17 protein-coding genes and 1 riboswitch are annotated in these 18,325 nt (G+C 57.8%); of the genes, 10 read left to right on the top strand and 7 right to left on the bottom strand.

The window, feature by feature from the left end:
• Positions 1 to 25: 25 nt before the first annotated feature.
• From ACJ8J5_RS03885 to cspE, 3 genes are all read right to left on the bottom strand, one after another.
• On the bottom strand, positions 26 to 349 hold the full coding sequence (locus tag ACJ8J5_RS03885; protein WP_025303149.1) for a YebG family protein: 324 nt from the start codon (positions 347 to 349) through the stop codon (positions 26 to 28).
• 88 nt (positions 350 to 437) lie between these two features.
• Positions 438 to 1,820: an ATP-dependent RNA helicase DbpA gene (gene dbpA / locus ACJ8J5_RS03880; protein ID WP_043143580.1), complete on the bottom strand. Its 1,383-nt coding sequence runs from the start codon at positions 1,818 to 1,820 to the stop codon at positions 438 to 440.
• Positions 1,821 to 1,967: 147 nt separating this feature from the next.
• Positions 1,968 to 2,177 (bottom strand): transcription antiterminator/RNA stability regulator CspE, encoded by a 210-nt coding sequence (gene cspE, locus ACJ8J5_RS03875; protein ID WP_004927572.1) that lies wholly within the window; start codon positions 2,175 to 2,177, stop codon positions 1,968 to 1,970.
• Between the two features lie 246 nt (positions 2,178 to 2,423).
• Between cspE and purT the strand changes: the two genes are divergently transcribed.
• A complete protein-coding gene (gene purT / locus ACJ8J5_RS03870; RefSeq protein WP_173889469.1) occupies positions 2,424 to 3,602 on the top strand; it encodes a formate-dependent phosphoribosylglycinamide formyltransferase in 1,179 nt (392 codons plus the stop codon).
• Between the two features lie 34 nt (positions 3,603 to 3,636).
• Here purT and ACJ8J5_RS03865 read toward each other — a convergent pair whose 3' ends face one another.
• Both ACJ8J5_RS03865 and ACJ8J5_RS03860 read right to left on the bottom strand, forming a co-directional pair.
• The gene (locus ACJ8J5_RS03865; RefSeq protein ID WP_025303152.1) at positions 3,637 to 3,876 is read right to left on the bottom strand and encodes a YoaH family protein; all 240 of its coding nucleotides are present in this window, start codon (positions 3,874 to 3,876) and stop codon (positions 3,637 to 3,639) included.
• A gap of 70 nt (positions 3,877 to 3,946) precedes the next feature.
• A complete protein-coding gene (locus tag ACJ8J5_RS03860) occupies positions 3,947 to 4,948 on the bottom strand; it encodes a glycosyltransferase (RefSeq protein WP_049209167.1) in 1,002 nt (333 codons plus the stop codon).
• Between the two features lie 525 nt (positions 4,949 to 5,473).
• Between ACJ8J5_RS03860 and pabB the strand changes: the two genes are divergently transcribed.
• The 4 genes from pabB (at position 5,474) to ACJ8J5_RS03840 (ending at position 11,088) form a co-directional block, all read left to right on the top strand.
• The gene (gene pabB / locus ACJ8J5_RS03855; RefSeq protein ID WP_197769162.1) at positions 5,474 to 6,847 is read left to right on the top strand and encodes an aminodeoxychorismate synthase component 1; all 1,374 of its coding nucleotides are present in this window, start codon (positions 5,474 to 5,476) and stop codon (positions 6,845 to 6,847) included.
• Positions 6,844 to 7,422 carry a CoA pyrophosphatase gene (locus ACJ8J5_RS03850; protein WP_025303155.1) on the top strand — a complete coding sequence of 193 codons (579 nt, stop codon included), beginning with the start codon at positions 6,844 to 6,846 and terminating at the stop codon, positions 7,420 to 7,422. The genes pabB and ACJ8J5_RS03850 overlap by 4 nt, the downstream gene beginning before the upstream one ends.
• A 446-nt stretch (positions 7,423 to 7,868) precedes the next feature.
• Positions 7,869 to 9,233 carry an L-serine ammonia-lyase gene (gene sdaA, locus ACJ8J5_RS03845; protein ID WP_197815063.1) on the top strand — a complete coding sequence of 455 codons (1,365 nt, stop codon included), beginning with the start codon at positions 7,869 to 7,871 and terminating at the stop codon, positions 9,231 to 9,233.
• 268 nt (positions 9,234 to 9,501) lie between these two features.
• The gene (locus ACJ8J5_RS03840) at positions 9,502 to 11,088 is read left to right on the top strand and encodes an EAL domain-containing protein (protein WP_025303157.1); all 1,587 of its coding nucleotides are present in this window, start codon (positions 9,502 to 9,504) and stop codon (positions 11,086 to 11,088) included.
• A 16-nt stretch (positions 11,089 to 11,104) separates the two neighbouring features.
• Here ACJ8J5_RS03840 and ACJ8J5_RS03835 read toward each other — a convergent pair whose 3' ends face one another.
• Positions 11,105 to 12,649: a TerC family protein gene (locus tag ACJ8J5_RS03835; protein ID WP_025303158.1), complete on the bottom strand. Its 1,545-nt coding sequence runs from the start codon at positions 12,647 to 12,649 to the stop codon at positions 11,105 to 11,107.
• A 562-nt stretch (positions 12,650 to 13,211) separates the two neighbouring features.
• On the opposite strand from ACJ8J5_RS03835, the gene manX reads away from it, so the two are divergent.
• From manX to mntP, 5 genes are all read left to right on the top strand, one after another.
• Complete coding sequence (gene manX / locus ACJ8J5_RS03830) at positions 13,212 to 14,171, top strand: PTS mannose transporter subunit IIAB (protein ID WP_043143571.1); 960 nt, start codon at positions 13,212 to 13,214, stop codon at positions 14,169 to 14,171.
• A gap of 56 nt (positions 14,172 to 14,227) precedes the next feature.
• Positions 14,228 to 15,028, top strand: a complete 801-nt coding sequence (locus tag ACJ8J5_RS03825) for a PTS mannose/fructose/sorbose transporter subunit IIC (protein WP_015378156.1) — start codon at positions 14,228 to 14,230, stop codon at positions 15,026 to 15,028.
• Between the two features lie 15 nt (positions 15,029 to 15,043).
• On the top strand, positions 15,044 to 15,886 hold the full coding sequence (locus ACJ8J5_RS03820; RefSeq protein WP_015378157.1) for a PTS mannose transporter subunit IID: 843 nt from the start codon (positions 15,044 to 15,046) through the stop codon (positions 15,884 to 15,886).
• Positions 15,887 to 15,936: 50 nt separating this feature from the next.
• A complete protein-coding gene (locus ACJ8J5_RS03815) occupies positions 15,937 to 16,395 on the top strand; it encodes a DUF986 family protein (RefSeq protein WP_414104422.1) in 459 nt (152 codons plus the stop codon).
• Between the two features lie 218 nt (positions 16,396 to 16,613).
• Positions 16,614 to 16,797: riboswitch (yybP-ykoY riboswitch) on the top strand.
• A gap of 11 nt (positions 16,798 to 16,808) precedes the next feature.
• A complete protein-coding gene (gene mntP / locus ACJ8J5_RS03810; RefSeq protein ID WP_025303161.1) occupies positions 16,809 to 17,378 on the top strand; it encodes a manganese efflux pump MntP in 570 nt (189 codons plus the stop codon).
• A gap of 61 nt (positions 17,379 to 17,439) precedes the next feature.
• Here mntP and rlmA read toward each other — a convergent pair whose 3' ends face one another.
• Positions 17,440 to 18,258: a 23S rRNA (guanine(745)-N(1))-methyltransferase gene (gene rlmA, locus ACJ8J5_RS03805; RefSeq protein WP_025303162.1), complete on the bottom strand. Its 819-nt coding sequence runs from the start codon at positions 18,256 to 18,258 to the stop codon at positions 17,440 to 17,442.
• Between the last annotated feature and the right edge of the window lie 67 nt (positions 18,259 to 18,325).

Genomic DNA, 18,325 nt, shown 5'->3' with positions numbered 1-18,325 from the left:
CATCACAACACCGCAACATAAGTCATTATGCTGCTTGCTTTTCTGACGCAGATCCCTCTTTTGGGTTAGATGTCGCTTTTTTCGCTTTGCTTTCCGCCGGTTTTTTGAGGGTTTCCGCCGGCGAAGCGCCACGCAAAATCAGACCCAGCGCGTCCTTATTCTCCGCCAGGAAGAAGCTCAAGCCTTCGCGCTGTTCGTCATCCAGAGTCAGCGGTGCCTGCTGCAGCCACTCCCCGAGGTTGTCCGCCAGATCCAGCATTTTGTCGTAGGCGTCGGCTTCTTTCTTGCTCGCGAAAGTCATTTTTTCCTCACCGTTTCTCACCACCACATATTTAACTTCAACCGCCATGCGTGCGTCCTCAAAAACTCAAATTACTGTAATTATGTACAGTATAAATAGATCGTGGCGGGAAGGCAAACCGCCGCCCGCCTTCGGCTTATTTCAGCAGCCGCACCTTGCAGCTTTTGCCTTTGATTTTGCCCTGCTGCAACTGTTGCAGCGCCTTGCGCGCGCTGGCTTTGCGGATTGCGACATAGGCATGCACTGGGAACATGTCAATCTTGCCCACTTCCGCCGCCGTCAGCCCGGCATCACCGGTCAGCGCCCCGAGAATATCGCCGGGACGGATCTTCGCCTTGCGGCCGCCGTCGATGCACAGCGTCACCATCTCCGCCTCCAGCGAGCCGTTGGCCGCCCCGCTCAGCTCGGACACCGGCGACCAGTCGACGCTCATCTGCAGATAGTCTTCAATCGCGTGCGCACGCGCCATTTCCTGCGGCGTGCACAGGCTGATCGCCAACCCGCTCATGCCGGCGCGGCCGGTACGGCCAATACGGTGCACATGCACTTCGGGATCGAACGCCAGTTCGTAGTTGACCACCAGCTCCAGCTCTTTAATATCCAGCCCGCGTGCGGCAACGTCGGTCGCCACCAATACTCGGCAACTGCGGTTGGCGAAACGCACCAACACCTGGTCGCGGTCGCGCTGTTCCAGATCGCCATGCAGCGCCAGCGCGCTGATGCCGCGGGCCTCCAGGGCCTCAAGCACCGTCTGACAATCGCGTTTGGTATTGCAGAACACCACGCAGGACGCGGGTTGATGATAGCGAATAGCCGACACCAGGAGCGCCGGGCGCTGATCGCGCGTAGTCTCATAAAAGCGTTGTTCGATGGAGGCCTGCGCTTCTCCATCGTCCACCTCGACGCTCAGCGGCTGGCGTTGAACGCGCGCGCTGATGCGCTCGATGCCTGCCGGGTACGTGGCGGAAAACAGCAGCGTCTGACGTTGCGGCGGCGTATAGCTGATCACATCGTCGATGTCGTCGGCGAACCCCATGTCCAGCATGCGATCGGCCTCATCCAGCACCAGCACCTTCAGCTCGTCCAGCTGCAGCGTTTTCTTGCGCAGGTGTTCCTGGATACGGCCCGGCGTCCCCACCACGATGTGCGGCGCATGCACTAGCGAATCGAGCTGCGGCCCCATCGGCTGACCGCCGCACAGCGTCAGGATCTTGATGTTTTGCGTGAAACGCGCCAGGCGGCGCAGCTCTTTGCTCACCTGATCGGCCAGCTCGCGGGTGGGACAGAGCACCAGCGCCTGCGTGGCGACCTGACCGACGACGATACTGTTCAGCAGACCAATGCCGAAGGCCGCCGTTTTACCGCTGCCGGTTTTCGCCTTGGCGCGCACGTCCCGCCCTTGCAGGATGGCGGGCAATGCGGCGGCCTGTACCGGCGTCATTTCGGCGTACCCCAGTTCGTTGAGGTTGGCCAACTGTTCGGCTGGCAGCGGCAGGGAAGAAAAAGAAACTGTGCTCACGGCGATAACTCTTATATGACGAATGGAATGGCGGCGCGCCCGCAGGTTGGCGCCGAATCAGGGGTAAATGATAACAGAGATGGGCGGCGTTACGGGGTGCGGGCATAAAAAAACCCGCCGGCGGCGGGTTTCTTGGCAACGCAGTCGTTAAATCGCAACGACGTTGGCTGCAGCAGGGCCACGTTGGCTGTCCTGGATGGAGAATTCAACCTGCTGGCCTTCAGCCAGGGTTTTGAACCCATCGCTAACGATAGCGGAAAAATGAACGAAAACGTCTTTAGAACCGTCGGCAGGCGTGATGAAGCCGAAACCTTTGCTTTCGTTGAACCATTTAACGTGACCAGTGATCTTGCTCATTTGTGTTTCCTTTACTTGATAAACCTGCCTTAACGGCACGAGACGCGAAAACCCTGTTATATGTAGGCCTTCTTTCGCCGTCGGTTATTAACGCATAATCGCTCATGCAGGGCAAATATTTCTGTTTGTTATAAAAACAGTCAGTTAGCAACAAACCTGGCGCAGCGGCTGTGAACGCAATCGTTTTCGTATATACTGCCCGCCGATAATCAATCCGCTTACTTTCACCGATCCAGGTACGACACTATGTTAACGATTGGAACCGCCCTGCGCCCTTCCGCCACCCGCGTTATGTTGCTCGGCTCCGGGGAGCTGGGTAAAGAAGTCGCCATTGAATGCCAGCGCCTCGGTCTGGAAGTGATCGCCGTCGATCGCTATCCCGACGCCCCCGCCATGCATGTGGCGCACCGCAGCCACGTCATCAATATGCTAGATGGTGACGCGCTGAAAGCCGTTATCGAACAAGAGCGGCCTGACTATATCGTTCCCGAAATCGAAGCGATCGCCACTGCCATGCTGGTCGAGCTTGAACGCCAGGGCCACCGCGTGGTGCCCTGTGCCGAAGCCACCCGCCTGACGATGAACCGTGAAGGCATCCGCCGTCTGGCGGCGGAAGAGCTCGCTCTGCCCACCTCAAGCTACCGCTTTGCCGACAGTGAAATCGCCTTCCGGCAGGCGGTCGAACACATCGGCTACCCGTGCATCGTCAAACCGGTGATGAGCTCCTCCGGCAAAGGCCAAAGCCTGATCCGCACGCCCGAACAGCTGCAAAGCGCCTGGGATTACGCCCAACAGGGTGGTCGTGCCGGTGGTGGCCGGGTGATCGTCGAAGGGCTGGTAAGATTTGATTTTGAAATTACGCTGCTGACCATCAGCGCCGTGGACGGCGTGCATTTCTGCGAGCCGATCGGGCACCGTCAGGAAGACGGAGATTATCGCGAATCCTGGCAGCCTCAGCGTATGTCGGCTACGGCGCTGAGCCGTGCTCAGGCTATCGCGGAGAAGGTGGTGAAAGCCCTGGGTGGCTTCGGCCTGTTCGGCGTGGAGCTGTTCGTCTGCGGCGACGACGTGATCTTCAGCGAAGTGTCGCCACGCCCGCACGATACCGGCATGGTCACAATGATTTCACAGGATCTGTCTGAGTTCGCCCTGCACGTGCGCGCGTTTCTCGGTTTGCCGATCGGCGCTATCCGCCAGTTCGGCCCTTCCGCTTCGGCGGTGATCCTGCCACAGCTCACCAGCACCGATGTGCGCTTCAGCGGATTGGAAAACGCGCTGCGCGGGCACAACCAGCTGCGTCTGTTCGGCAAGCCGGAAATCGCCGGCCAACGCCGCCTGGGTGTAGCGCTGGCGACGGCGGACACCACGGAACAGGCGGTGGAACAAGCGAAACAGGCCGCCACCGCAGTGGTGGTCAACGGTTGACACTCACGGGGCCGCTTGCGCGGCCCCGATAACATCAATAGTCTTCGTCTTCTTCAGCATCGTCATCCCGCGACGCCTCCGGTGCGGCATCCTGCTGCTCGTCTTCGTCATCGAACAGCACCGCAACCTGAGCGCCCTGATGCTGCTCACGAATTTCCTGCGCAACGCGAGCAATGGCCTCACCGCTGCTCATGCCCTGTTCCATCAGCTGATGGATGCGATCCGCCGCTTCCTGCTGCTCCGCGTGGCTCAGTAATGGCATACCTGCATGCATGTGTCGTTCTCTCCGGCAAAAGGGAGAGCGAGTATACGCGCTAACGCGGCGGATCCCAACGTCTTGTGGCTCAGGCCGGTTGCGAACAGCCGTTATCGCTGCGCCACTGCTTCAGGCGATGCCGCCACAGCATGACATGCCACCCCTGCTTCAGGCCGCGCGTATTGGCGAACATCGCTCTGTCGATGCCGCGCTGATAGAACTCTTCGGTAATCTGACTCTGGGCGGCCGGATCCGGCTCACGACGGATACTGTGACAAATGCCCAACGCCTCACGGGTGATTTGCCAATGGAAAGCGGGACGAATGGCGACAGTGCCCGCATAGCGCCGGTTGAGCCGCTCCAGCATTTCGACGATTTTCATATAGTGACGCTGATACTCTACGTTCGCTTTGCCGGTGCGACGACGGTTACTGATCGACTTGTCGTGCACCCGTTGCCGGTACAGCGGCGTGCTTAAATATTTGACCCGTTTGGCATTAAACATGACCTCCGTCGTCCAGGGAATATCCTGGTGATGCAACCCCGGCTCAAAATAAAGCCGATGCTGGCGAATAAAATCGAGGCGATATATTGCCAACCATACAACATGAATAAACTTTCGCGACTTCAATGCACGTTCGAACCACTGAACGCCAGTGATAACGTCGGTAGTGCGTAAACGCGCCTCGGGAAAAATCGGCTGTAATTCGTCTTGGCTGGTAAAATAGCGTTCACCATTACATTGCATCACGTCTAATTGGTGTCGTTCTGCCTGCTCCAACAGCGTGGAATACATCTCGGGCGCCAATAAATCGTCGGCGTCCGGAAACGCCACATATTTACCTCGGGCAACGGCGAGCCCGGCATTACGTGCATTAGAAACGCCGGCATTGGCTTGATCGATCACGCGAATATGCGGATGCACCGCCGCGTAACGGTGCGCGATCTCTCCCGAACCGTCGGTGGAACCATCGTTGACGATGATCACCTCCAACCGTTGCTCGCGCTGGGCCAGCAGCGAGACCAGGAACGGCTCCAATAACTCCCCCGCATTGTGCATCGGGACGATGACGCTCAGCATTAACGACATAGGTAGCTCTTCACTAATAATGTAACAAAATGATAATTTTATTTTTTTAAAAAATAGAAACCGCTTCAGCGCACGAGCGAAATAAAACGCGAACCTTCACATTTCCGCCGCAGGCTAAATAAGATTAATCTTGTTTGTCTTTTCATGCTTTCGACAAGAAAAGCGTTCCACAACAAGGGATAACTTTCACAAGACGGCCACCATGAAAAAACACAGGCAAAACCGTTTCGCATCGCCAGCTTAATAACAGCAAGCAACAATAAAAGTATGAAATTAACGAACCTTTTTTATATTTCTCGGGTCTTGCGCCCTCGATGAATAAACGTCCAGTGCATTTGACGTTAAATTTTTAACATATCGAAGTATAATCAATGGCGCAAAAAATGCCTTATCTCAGGTTTATTGAACTGCCGTTTATGTGAACTGTGCTCCATGTCGCGCGTGGCAAAACATGCATGACGTGACCGTCTATGGCACACTAGCCGCCAGATATCGCCGTCCTCACAGCCAGGTTTATTGACGTTCATGAGCGTAACCGCCCCAAACATAAAATCTTTGCCCTACAGCCGCAGTGCCCTGATGACGCTTTTCGCCCCGATTTCAACCCACCCGTGGGCGATGCTGCTGCATTCGGGCTTCGCCGACCATTCGCATAACCGCTTCGACATCCTGGTCGCGCAGCCGTGCGTTACGCTCACCACCCAGGGCGCCAGCACGAAAATAGAAAGTGACGGCGTCACTATCCAGTCAAAGGAAGATCCATTCTCCCTGCTGCAGCAACACCTGGTGGCGCAAGGTTGGCAACCGGCGTTTAACCCGGATCTGCCATTTCAGGGCGGCGCACTGGGGCTGTTCGGCTACGATCTCGGGCGGCGGGTGGAAAGCTTGCCGCAGTGGGCCGCAGCCGACCTCGCCTTGCCGGACATGGCGGTGGGCATTTATGACTGGGCGCTGATCGCCGATCACCGTCTGCAAACCCTGACGCTGCTCAGCTATGGCGACGTGGAACAGCGCTGGTGCTGGCTCAATAGCCAAACCGCGCCGACAGAACGCCCTTTCACGCTGCTGAGCGACTGGCGCGCCAATATGAGCCGGCGGCAATACGGCGAGAAATTCCAACGTATTCAGCGCTACCTGCGCAGCGGTGACTGTTACCAAATTAATCTGGCGCAACGGTTCTCCGCCGACTATCAGGGAGATGAGTGGCAGGCTTTCTGTCGATTGAGCGCCTGCAACCGCGCGCCGTTCTCGGCCTTCCTGCGCCTGCCGCACAACAGCGTACTGAGCGTCTCTCCCGAGCGCTTCCTGTGGCTGGAGCAGCAGCGCATCCAAACCCGCCCGATCAAGGGCACGCTGCCGCGGCTGGCGGACGCGGAACAGGACGCCGCTCAGGCTCGCCGTTTGGCCGATTCCCCCAAGGATCGCGCTGAAAATCTGATGATCGTCGATCTGCTGCGCAACGATATCGGCCGCGTCGCCCAGCCTGGCAGCGTACGGGTGCCGGAACTGTTTGCCGTGGAGCCGTTTCCCGCCGTGCATCACCTGGTGAGCACTATCACCGCAACCCTGCCGGAACAGACCTCGGCGGCCGAACTGCTGCGCGCCTGCTTCCCCGGCGGCTCGATCACCGGCGCGCCCAAGGTGCGGGCGATGGAAATCATCGAAGAGCTGGAGCCGCAGCGCCGCAATGCCTATTGCGGCAGTATCGGTTACCTAAGCGCCTGCGGCACCATGGACACCAATATCACCATCCGCACGCTCGTCACCGAAAACGGCCGCATCCACTGCTCCGCCGGTGGCGGCATCGTGGCGGACAGCCAGGAGCAGGCGGAATACCAGGAGACCTTCGACAAGGTTGGCCGTATTCTGCCGCAGCTTGGGGAGTGTGCCCTGTCGTGATCCCATCGAACACACCAGCCTCACTGCACGCCTTTATCAGCCGTTTTCAACTGCAGCTGCCCCAGGCGGCGCAGATCTCGCACAATGTGCGCCCGGCGGCGGTGCTGATCCCGATCGTTTGCCGCGCAGAGCCGACGCTGCTGTTGACCCGCCGCGCCGACTCGCTGCGCAAACATGCCGGCCAGGTGGCCTTCCCCGGCGGTAAAACCGACGCTGAAGACGGGTCGGCGATCGTCACGGCGCTGCGAGAAGCGCAGGAAGAAGTGGCGATACCGCCGCAGGCGGTGACCGTCCTCGGCCAAATGGCGCCGCTCGACAGCAGCACCGGATTTCAGGTCACGCCCATCGTCGGCCTGGTCTCGCCGGATGTGCAGTTCCACGCCAATGAGGGTGAAGTGGCGGACGTGTTCGAGATGCCCTTGAGGGAAGCGCTGACCCTGTCGCGTTACTATCCGCTGGATATTCATCGCGCCGGCCATACGCACCGCATTTACCTCTCCTGGTATCACAGCCAGTTTATCTGGGGGCTGACCGCAGCCATCATTCGGCGTCTGGCGCAGCAGGTCAGTATTTAGCCCATATTACGTGATCTGACTCGCAATCTGGCATGGCCGACGGCCTCCGCTGCCGGTAAAGCGATCGAAATCACTTCATTTGAACGCTTTTTCAACTACCGTTCCGATTGAATGGTTTTAAAAAAACTGTAAACCCTCTCTTAAACCTTACGAAATACCTGTAAAATACCACCGTCCGAGATAAACCACTGTAGAAACAGGGATTAAGCCGGCGGCGTTCAGCACGGAAAGCTGGCGCGATTACCGCTAATGGAGCTTGGGCGAAAGCGGATACCTCGCATAAGGGTTCGCCCCGGGTAATCAGTAAAAAAAGCGACACCACGGATTATTTAATTTCATGCGAAAAAGGCAGCCGAACCCGCACGGCCCTTTTACAATATCGCTGTTCCCTGCGCGGTTTTTAACCGCTGCAGCCATAACAATACGTCTCTTTAAGGAGTTTTAGCGTGATTAGCGTTTTCGACATGTTTAAGATCGGCATCGGCCCGTCCAGCTCTCATACGGTTGGACCGATGAAAGCCGGCAAACAGTTTGTCGACGATCTGGTAAATAAAGGCCTGATGCCTTCTATCACGCGTGTTGCCGTAGACGTTTACGGCTCACTCTCATTGACCGGTAAAGGTCACCATACCGATATCGCCATCATTCTCGGCCTGGCCGGCAACATGCCGGACACCGTCGATATCGATAGCATTCCTGGCTTTATTCGCGATGTAGAACAACGTCAACGCCTGATGCTGGCCAACGGCCTGCATGAAGTCGATTTCCCACGCGACGGCGGCATGGTCTTCCGCAGCGACAACCTGCCGCTGCACGAGAACGGCATGCAAATCCACGCCTTCGCCGGCGATAAAGAAGTGTACAGCAAGACCTATTACTCCATCGGCGGCGGTTTCATCGTCGACGAGGAGAACTTCGGTAAGGACGCCGAGCAAGAGCTGCAAATGCCTTATCCATTCAACTCCGCGCGCGAAATGCTCGACCACTGCCGCGAGACCGGGCTGTCACTGTCCGGCATGGTGATGCAGAACGAACTGGCGCTGCACAGCAAGCAAGAGATCGACACCTACTTCGGTAACGTCTGGCAAACCATGCGCGCCTGCATCGATCGCGGTCTGAACACCGAAGGCGTGCTGCCGGGCCCGCTGCGCGTGCCGCGCCGTGCTTCCGCGTTGCGCCGCATGCTGGTGGCGTCGGACAAACTGTCCAACGATCCGATGAACGTGATCGACTGGGTCAACATGTTCGCACTGGCGGTTAACGAAGAAAACGCCGCCGGCGGCCGCGTCGTCACCGCGCCGACCAACGGTGCCTGCGGCATCGTGCCTGCGGTGCTGGCTTACTACGATCACTTTATCGAGTCCGTCAGCCCGGATATCTACATCCGTTACTTTATGGCAGCGGGCGCCATCGGCGCGTTGTACAAGATGAACGCGTCCATTTCCGGCGCCGAAGTCGGCTGTCAGGGCGAAGTCGGCGTGGCCTGCTCCATGGCGGCCGCCGGCCTGGCTGAACTGCTGGGCGGCAGCCCTGAGCAGGTCTGTGTGGCGGCGGAAATCGGCATGGAACACAACCTGGGGCTGACCTGTGACCCGGTCGCCGGCCAGGTACAGGTGCCGTGCATCGAGCGCAACGCCATCGCCTCGGTCAAGGCGATCAACGCCGCCCGCATGGCTCTGCGCCGCACCAGCGAACCGCGCGTTTCGCTGGATAAGGTGATCGAGACCATGTACGAAACCGGCAAAGACATGAACGCCAAGTACCGAGAAACGTCACGCGGTGGCCTGGCAATCAAGGTGCAATGCGACTGACAGACAACCCCGCCGCCCGGCGGGGTTTTTTATGGGCAATCAATTCATTGACCGTTTTTAGTGACAATGTCACCAGAAAATATCCTGCATTTTTCTCATCGATCCAGCGGTTAGCCTGCAAATTGACCTTCTGTTTTGCCAAATCGAAATAATTTACTGAGTTACCATCAATCTTGTATAACCTCAGGCTAGAATTAGCCGAGCGCAACTTAAGGAGCTGTGGCCTGACTGTGACTCGGAGCTGGATTACCGAACAAGGATTTACCGGATGTTGATGACCCACCTCGCCGCGTCCCAATATCGTTACTACCGTTGGCTGCTGGCCGGAGCGGTGGGCGTGGCTATTCTGTTGGTATCGCTGTATACCCGTTACTATCAAGAGGTCAAAAGCATCGAGCAGAGCCAGCAAACGTTGGCCACCCGCACCGTCGGCAAAATTGACCAGCTGTTGTCCCCCGCGCAGCTGCAGGCGGAACGCAGTATGGACATGCTGGAACAACCCTGCGAGAACGTCTCATCGACCCTGCGCTTTCGCGCCGCGCAAAATCAGGCGCTGCGCGCCATGCTGCTGGTAAAAAATGGCATCATCTACTGCTCCAGTCTGTTTGGCGCCCGACATTATCAGTTGGCTGCAGTGCTGCCGATTTTCGTCAACAGCAACGTCAGGCTGGCGCTGCGCCCTTCGTTGGCGGTGAGCAAAGGACTGCCCACGTTGGTGATGTGGACACCCTCCCCCGGCGATAGAAGCAGCGGCGTGCTGCACGTCTTCAATATCGAGCTGTTATCGAACTTTTTACTCGAACCCCAGGAGCCTTATGTTCAGCGCATGGTGCTGAACGTAGCCGACAGCAGCCTGGAATACGGGCGCCGCGAAATCCTGCGCCGCGACACCCTGACCAACGATCTGCGTTACACCGCCGGTTCCGAGCGTTACCCGTTCTCGATTTCGCTGTTCGGCCCGCAGGTCGGCATGTTGGCGTTTTCCGCACTGCCGCGCCATATCCCGCTGGCGCTGCTGATCAGCCTGCTGGCGGCCTATGTGGTCTACCTGCTCACCGCTAACCGCATGAGCCTGTCTTACCACATTGGCCATGCCATTACCCATCGGGAGTTCCGCGTTTACTGCCAACCGATCATTCACAGCGATACCGGGCGCTGTGCCGGCGTAGAGATGCTGCTGCGTTGGAAAAAGAAGCGGCAGGGGTGGATCTCGCCAGACGTGTTTATTCCGTTGGCCGAGCAGCATGACCTCATCATTCCGCTCACTCGCTATCTGATGAACACCGTGACGGAAAATCTGCAGCTGTTCCCGCCACGACCGTCCTTCTACATCAGCATTAACGTTGCTGCCGAGCATTTTAAAACGCTCAACATCATCGACGATATCCGCCAGATTTGGCTGCCGGCACATCCGATGCCCTCATTGATGCTGGAGCTGACCGAACGCACCGCGCTGTCGGCGATCCAGTATGACCAGATTCGCACGCTGAAAGACATGGGGATCATGCTGGCCATCGACGATTTCGGCACCGGCCACAGCTCGCTGAGCTACCTGAAAAACCTCAGCCCGGACGTGTTGAAGATCGACCGCGGGTTTACCGCGGCCATCGGCACCGACGCGGTCAACGCCACGGTGACCGACACCATCATTACGCTGGCGCAGAGGCTGAAGCTGAAACTGGTGGCAGAGGGGGTCGAAACGGAGGAACAGGCCGACTATCTGCGCTCACGCGAGGTCAATGCCCTGCAGGGGTATTATTTCGCCAAGCCGATGCCGATCCACGTTTTCCCGCTGTGGTTGCAACAGTACGAATCGCGCGTCAGGAAAGCGGAAGAGGATCCGCCGGAGGCCTGAGCCCCCGGCGGGAGGGTTACGACTGCGTCGGCTCGTCAAAGACGACGCGGGTAACACGCACCAATTCGATGCGATAGTCGGAGACCTCGACGATATCGAAACGCAGGTGGTTCAGTTCAATGGTGTCCCCCACCACCGGCATCTGGCCGTAGTGAGCCAACAGCAGCCCCGCCAGGGTGGCGTAGTCTGCGGTTGGGCTGACCAGGTCATCGCAGGCCAGTGCCTGTTCCAGCGAGTGCAAATCGGTTCCCCCCTTCACCAGCCAGCCGTCGCCTTCCGCCACGATATCCGGCGTTTCATCCTCGTCCGGGAACTCACCGGCAATCGCTTCCAGCACGTCCAGCGGCGTCACCAGCCCCTGCACAACGCCAAATTCATTGGTGACCACCACCAGACGCCCTTTGGCACGGCGCAGCACCGCCAGCAGTTTGATGACGTCCATGGTTTCCGGCACCACGATCGGCGGCGTGCGGGCGGCAAACTCGGCAATATCTTCCCCTTGCTCCAGCGCCACCAGCAGATCCTTGGCGCGTACCACGCCGACGATCTCATCCACCGAATCACGACACACCGGGAACAGGCTGTGTGGCGTATCCAGCAACTGGGCGCGCACCTCCTCGCGGGAGCGCTCGCAGTCGACCCAGGAGATGTCCGTGCGAGGCGTCATCACACTGCGTAATGAACGCGAGGCGAGCGTCAACACGCCGCTGATCATATAACGCTCTTCCGCCGCAAAGGTTTCATCCCTCGGCAAAGCGACCTCATCGTCCGACTGCTGCGCGCGCTGCTGCCCCATCAGGCGCATGATCGCTTCCGCGGTGCGCTCGCGCATCGGCCGACGCGCTTGATGCTTGATGAAGTTGCGACGCGCGATCTGGTTGAACAATTCAATCAGGATCGAGAAGCCGATCGCGGCGTACAGATAGCCTTTCGGAATATGCAAACCGAAGCCTTCGGCGATCAGGCTCAGGCCGATCATCAACAGGAAGCTCAGGCACAGCACCACGATGGTCGGGTGCGCATTGACGAAGTTGGTCAATGGCTTGGATGCCAACAGCATCACCGCCATCGCGATCACCACCGCCGCCATCATTACCGGCAGATCGTTCACCATGCCTACGGCGGTAATCACCGCATCAAGCGAAAACACCGCGTCCAGGATCACGATTTGCACCACCACCGCCCAGAACTTGGCATAACCGCGGTTGGCGCCATCCTGGTGCGTCTGCCCTTCCAACCGCTCATGCAGCTCCATGGTGGCCTTGAACAGCAGGAATACCCCGCCGAACAGCAGGATAAGATCGCGGCCAGAGAAGCTGAAATCGCCGACGCTGAACAGCGGTGTGGTCAGGGTTACCATCCAGGAGATCACCGACAGCAGGCCCAAACGCATCAGCAACGCCAGCGACAGGCCGATAACGCGCGCCTTATCGCGCTGCTTCGGCGGCAATTTGTCGGCCAAAATGGCGATGAACACCAGGTTGTCGATGCCCAGCACGATTTCCAGCACCACCAGCGTAAGCAACCCCGCCCAAATAGAGGGGTCCATTAAAAATTCCATATCAGACTCCAGAAAAAAGTGGGAATGAGCGCTCGCCGCTCAGACGTGACGATGCCGCCGCTGCATGGGCGCAGTCGACAATAGCAAGGTGACGGGATGGGGTTACCGGGAGATGGCCGAAGGGCCGAACAGCATATACAACGCCAGCAGGTGGCGGGTGAAACCTGGAAAAACAGTAACTTCGGTGACAGTCCATAGGGAGGGCTGAGGCCCTTCACTCCTTAGTGATGAAAGAAGAAATTACTGTATCAGGATTTTTCTGGGGGACAAAGCGGCTTTTTCAACGGCGGTTTAGGGTGGCGCCACACCATATCGTCTGCGACAGCTAAGATTTCTCCGAGCATTCAATAGCGGAGCAGCGTCACAAAAAATATTTTTTCACTCACTAAAATAAATCTCGCGTTCGTGAAGTATCACGCACAGGCATTTGAAACTGCGTGAGAAATGTTAGGCGTGCGTTTCTTTTTTTCTACCATAATGTATCTGAACCGCGGAAGTGACTGCCAAGACGGCGCGGAGAAACGACACACACCGCGTCTGGAGTTCAACGAGGAGGTAGCGAGTGGCAATAGCTATTATCATCGGCACACACGGGGCTGCAGCGGAACAACTGCTGAAAACGGCGGAGATGCTATTGGGCGAGCAGGACAACGTCGCCTTTATAGACTTCGTTCCCGGTGAGAATGCCGAAACGTTAATCGTCAAGTACAACGAAAAAATCAGTGGGTTGGATACCAGCGGCGGCGTGCTGTTCCTGGTGGATACCTGGGGCGGCAGCCCGTTCAACGCCGCCAGCCGCATTGCGGTCGACAAAGAAAACTATGAGGTCGTCACCGGGGTCAACATCCCGATGCTGGTGGAAACCTTCATGGCGCGGGACGACAACCCCGCTTTCGATGAACTGGTGGCGCTGGCGTTGGAAACCGGCCGTGAAGGCGTGAAAGCGCTGAAAAAACCGCAGGAAGAACCCGCAAAACCCGCAGCACCCGTCGCCAAAGCCGCTGCCCCTCAGGCGCCGCTGGGGCCGAACGACCACATGAAAATCGGCCTGGCGCGCATCGATGATCGCTTAATCCACGGCCAGGTCGCTACCCGCTGGACCAAAGAGACCAACGTCAGCCGCATTATCGTCGTCAGCGATGAAGTCGCCGCCGACCATGTGCGCAAGACCCTGCTGACCCAGGTTGCCCCGCCGGGCGTCACCGCCCACGTGGTGGACGTGGCGAAGGCCATCCGCGTCTGGAACAACCCGAAATACGCCAACGATCGCGTGATGCTGTTATTCACCAACCCGACCGACGTCTGGCGTTTGGTGGAAGGCGGCGTGGAGATTACATCCGTCAATATCGGCGGCATGGCGTTCCGCCAGGGGAAAACCCAGGTGAACAACGCCGTTTCCGTCGATGAAAAAGATATCGAAGCGTTTAAGAAACTGAACGATCGCGGTATCGAGCTGGAGGTGCGTAAGGTCTCGTCCGACAGCCGGCTAAAAATGATGGACCTGATTAACAAACTCAGTTAGTGGCGCCAGCCGCTAATTATTTTACTCAGAGCTTTTTTGGTCATAGGAGAAGTGCAATGGAGATCACCACTCTTCAGATTGTGCTGATATTTATCGTTGCCTGTATCGCCGGGATGGGTTCCGTCCTCGACGAGTTCCAGTTCCACCGTCCGCTGGTCGCCTGTACCCTGATCGGCTTTATCCTCGGCGATATGAAAACCGGCATCATCATCGGCGGTACGCTGGAAATGATCGCCCTGGGCTGGATGAACATCGGTGCGGCCGTCGCGCCGGATGCTGCCCTGGCGTCCATCATCTCGACCATTCTGGTCATCGCCGGCGGGCAAAGCGTCGGCGCCGGTATCGCCCTGGCCATTCCGCTGGCGGCGGCCGGCCAGGTATTAACCATCATCGTGCGTACCCTCACCGTGGCGTTCCAGCACGCGGCGGATAGCGCAGCGGAGCGCGGCAGCCTGCGCGCCATTAGCTGGATCCATGTCGGCGCCCTGCTGCTGCAGGCGATGCGTATCGCCATCCCGGCGGTCATTGTCGCCATCTCGGTCGGCACCGCCGGGGTACACGCCTTGCTCAACTCGATCCCGGAAGTGGTCACCAGCGGCCTGAACATCGCCGGCGGCATGATCGTCGTGGTCGGTTACGCAATGGTGATTAACATGATGCGCGCCGGCTACCTGATGCCGTTCTTCTATCTCGGTTTCGTTACCGCCGCCTTCACCAACTTCAACCTGGTGGCGCTCGGCGTCATTGGCGTGGTGATGGCCGTGCTGTATATCCAGCTCAGCCCGAAATACAACAAGTCTCAAGTTGTACAGGCCGGCCCGGCTAACGCGAACGATCTCGATAACGAACTCGACTAGGAATAGGTGAGAGAAATGGTTGATACAACTGCTCAAAAGAAACTCACGCCGGCCGATATTCGCGGCGTATTCCTGCGTTCGAACCTGTTCCAGGGTTCATGGAACTTCGAACGCATGCAGGCGCTGGGTTTTTGCTTCTCGATGGTGCCGGTGATCCGCCGCCTGTATCCGGAAAACAATGACGATCGCAAACAGGCGATCAAGCGTCACCTGGAGTTCTTCAACACCCACCCTTACGTGGCGGCGCCGGTGCTCGGTGTGACCATGGCGATGGAAGAGCAACGCGCCAACGGCGCGCCGATCGATGACGCCGCAATCAACGGCATCAAGGTCGGTTTGATGGGGCCTTTAGCGGGCGTCGGTGACCCGATCTTCTGGGGCACCGTGCGACCGGTGTTCGCCGCGCTTGGGGCGGGCATCGCCATGAGCGGCAGCCTGCTTGGACCGATCCTGTTCTTCGTGCTGTTCAACCTGGTGCGCCTGCTGACCCGCTACTACGGCGTGGCCTACGGTTACCGTAAAGGGGTCGATATCGTCAACGACATGGGCGGCGGCTTCCTGCAGAAACTGACGGAAGGAGCGTCCATTCTCGGCCTGTTTGTCATGGGGGCGCTGGTCAACAAGTGGACGCACGTGAATATCCCGCTGGTGGTGTCCAAGATAACCGACCAGACCGGGCATACCAACGTCACCACGGTGCAGACCATCCTCGACCAGCTGATGCCGGGCCTGGTGCCGTTGCTGCTGACCTTCGCCTGTATGTGGCTGCTGCGCAAGAAAGTCAACGCGCTGTGGATCATCATCGGCTTCTTCGTCATCGGTATCTTTGGCTATTGGATTGGCCTGCTGGGCCTGTAATCGTTCGAAACGGCCGGGGGGCAACCCCCGGCTTTTTTATGGAGCAAGAGATGTCACTGACCGACGCCGTACTGATGCTGTTTATCGCCCTGCTGTTGCTGTATTCGCTGTACGACGAATTCGGCATGGATCTGCTGAAAGGTAAAACGCGGCTCAAAGTACCGCTTAAACGCCGCCACCGCCTCGACAGCCTGATTTTCGTCAGCCTGATCGCCATTCTGATTTACCGCAATGTCACCGACAACGGTGCGGTATTAACCACCTATCTGCTTATTTCTTTGGCGTTGCTCGCCATCTATATTTCTTATATTCGCGCTCCCAAGATGGTGTTTAAAGCGCACGGTTTTTTCTTCGCCAATGTGTTTGTCGAATATAACCGCATTAAAGCCATGAATTTATCGGAGGACGGCATTCTGGCCGTCGACCTGGAACAGCGCCGGCTGTTGGTTCAGGTGACCCACCTGGACGACCTGGAGAAGATTTACCACTTTTTTGTTGATAATCAATAAATAAAGAAAAATTAACGTTATTTTAGCTCAAACCTTGCGCTGCTTATGGGTAATTAATCGGCAGCGCAATCTCCTTTCTGACTATTATTTCTGCAACATTGTTACCCCTGGCTACATTATATTCCCGCATGAAATTAGATTAATGAAAACGAGTCTCAATTAAGAACAAACATTGCCATAGAATAAGGTTGTCCGTGGCGGAAATAATATGATATGGTTGCGCCGTCATTGGGGAGTAGCCGGTTTCTGGAGAATAAAAAGCCAGAAACGCCCGTATCAACATACTCGTTTCGCCGTAAGAAACGTGGTGCGGGCAGCCAGGTAAGGTTGGCGAGACCATAGACACGTAACTCCGTCGTTTGGTTGGGGGTGGGTTACGTGTATATGGAGCCACCCGGCCGAGGCTATTTCACATGAACCTTTCAGCAACGCTTATTCTCGCTTTTGGCATGTCCATGGATGCTTTCGCCGCGTCGATCGGCAAAGGTGCCAGCTTGCATCAACCCCGTTTCCGCGAAGCGATCCGCACCGGCCTGATCTTCGGCGTGGTCGAAGCGATCACCCCGCTCATCGGTTGGGCCATCGGCCTGTTCGCCAGTCAATACATCATGGAATGGGACCACTGGGTCGCCTTCTCGCTGCTGTTCATTCTCGGCATGCGCATGATCGTCGAAGGGGTACGTAACAAGCCCGATGAAGAAGAGAAGGTCAAACGTCATGGTTTCTGGTTGCTGGTCGCCACCGCCATCGCCACCAGCCTCGACGCGATGGCCATCGGCGTCGGTCTGGCTTTCCTGCAGGTGAACATCGTGCATACCGCGATGGCCATCGGCTGCGCCACCATGATCATGGCGACGCTAGGCATGATGATCGGCCGCTTTATCGGCCCACTGCTGGGCAAGCGCGCCGAAATCCTCGGCGGCGTGGTGCTGATCGGTATCGGCGTCAACATTCTGCTGGAGCACCTCGGCTACCTGGCCTGAAGCGCTCGCTTTGAAAAAAACCTGCCGCGGCAGGTTTTTTTGTTTTTGAGTTCAAGGCCCCTTAAGCGCGACGTCGGTACAACGCCAGCACGAAGTCCGTCTCGCACACAAACTCGCCGCTCTCGGCCAACCGCTGTTGCACCTCCGGCGTGGCGCGCCAGGCGAACGGCGTCATCTGCAGCAGATTGGCGGCCTGCGTGCCCGGTAGGGTCATCGTATAGGCCAGCGCCTCTTTGCGCTCGCAGTCGAATCCGGCGAACTGTTCATCCTGTTCGGCATGCAGCTGCACCTGCTGGTACACCTGCTCTTTCAGCTGGTACAGATGACGCGGGCCCGGCGACACCGTCAGCACCACGCCGCCCGGCTTCACTACCCGTGCCAGCTCCTCCGCCTTGCAAGGTGCATAAATGCGCAAGACCGCATCCAACGCCCCATCGGCGAACGGCAAACGGTGACTGGAAGCGACGCAGAACGAGACCGCCGGATAACGTTTAGCGGCGTAGCGGATCGCCACCTTGGCGACATCCAGCCCATTGACCGCCATATTGCGCTCCTGGGCCAGCCTGGCGGCCACCGCGGCAGTGTAATACCCTTCCCCACAGCCTATGTCCAACAACGCGCCAGCATCGGCCGCCAGCGCCAAATCCAGCCACTCGGCCACCTGCTCTTGCAACGGCTGATAATATCCACCGTCGAGAAACGCTCGCCGCGCCTGCATCATTTCCGCGCTGTCTCCCGGCTGCTTCGATCGCTTGTGCTGTACCGGCAGCAGATTGACGTAGCCCTCTTTGGCCTGATCGAACTGATGATTGCCGTCACAACGCCAGTGTTGTGATGAAAAATGCAGCGATTGATGACACAGGGGACATTGATAAGACATGAATGGGCTTCCAGAGATACAGGGCGCGGCTAGTCTAAAGAAGGCACCGGTTTGATGCAAGGCGCAT

The organism is Serratia sp. CY43202, from assembly GCF_052168755.1.
Classification (GTDB): domain Bacteria; phylum Pseudomonadota; class Gammaproteobacteria; order Enterobacterales; family Enterobacteriaceae; genus Serratia; species Serratia bockelmannii.
This window is presented reverse-complemented; position numbering and strand designations above follow the sequence as displayed.

What these genes read in the sequence shown, in the direction of transcription:
- rlmA (WP_025303162.1), bottom strand. Translation starts at nt 18,258, where the DNA reads ATGTCTTATCAATGTCCCCTGTGTCATCAATCGCTGCATTTTTCATCA.
- pabB (WP_197769162.1), top strand. Translation starts at nt 5,474, where the DNA reads ATGAGCGTAACCGCCCCAAACATAAAATCTTTGCCCTACAGCCGCAGT.
- ACJ8J5_RS03825 (WP_015378156.1), top strand. Translation starts at nt 14,228, where the DNA reads ATGGAGATCACCACTCTTCAGATTGTGCTGATATTTATCGTTGCCTGT.
- ACJ8J5_RS03815 (WP_414104422.1), top strand. Translation starts at nt 15,937, where the DNA reads ATGTCACTGACCGACGCCGTACTGATGCTGTTTATCGCCCTGCTGTTG.
- ACJ8J5_RS03865 (WP_025303152.1), bottom strand. Translation starts at nt 3,876, where the DNA reads ATGCATGCAGGTATGCCATTACTGAGCCACGCGGAGCAGCAGGAAGCG.
- ACJ8J5_RS03820 (WP_015378157.1), top strand. Translation starts at nt 15,044, where the DNA reads ATGGTTGATACAACTGCTCAAAAGAAACTCACGCCGGCCGATATTCGC.
- mntP (WP_025303161.1), top strand. Translation starts at nt 16,809, where the DNA reads ATGAACCTTTCAGCAACGCTTATTCTCGCTTTTGGCATGTCCATGGAT.
- ACJ8J5_RS03885 (WP_025303149.1), bottom strand. Translation starts at nt 349, where the DNA reads ATGGCGGTTGAAGTTAAATATGTGGTGGTGAGAAACGGTGAGGAAAAA.
- ACJ8J5_RS03835 (WP_025303158.1), bottom strand. Translation starts at nt 12,649, where the DNA reads ATGGAATTTTTAATGGACCCCTCTATTTGGGCGGGGTTGCTTACGCTG.
- cspE (WP_004927572.1), bottom strand. Translation starts at nt 2,177, where the DNA reads ATGAGCAAGATCACTGGTCACGTTAAATGGTTCAACGAAAGCAAAGGT.
- ACJ8J5_RS03860 (WP_049209167.1), bottom strand. Translation starts at nt 4,948, where the DNA reads ATGTCGTTAATGCTGAGCGTCATCGTCCCGATGCACAATGCGGGGGAG.
- ACJ8J5_RS03840 (WP_025303157.1), top strand. Translation starts at nt 9,502, where the DNA reads ATGTTGATGACCCACCTCGCCGCGTCCCAATATCGTTACTACCGTTGG.
- purT (WP_173889469.1), top strand. Translation starts at nt 2,424, where the DNA reads ATGTTAACGATTGGAACCGCCCTGCGCCCTTCCGCCACCCGCGTTATG.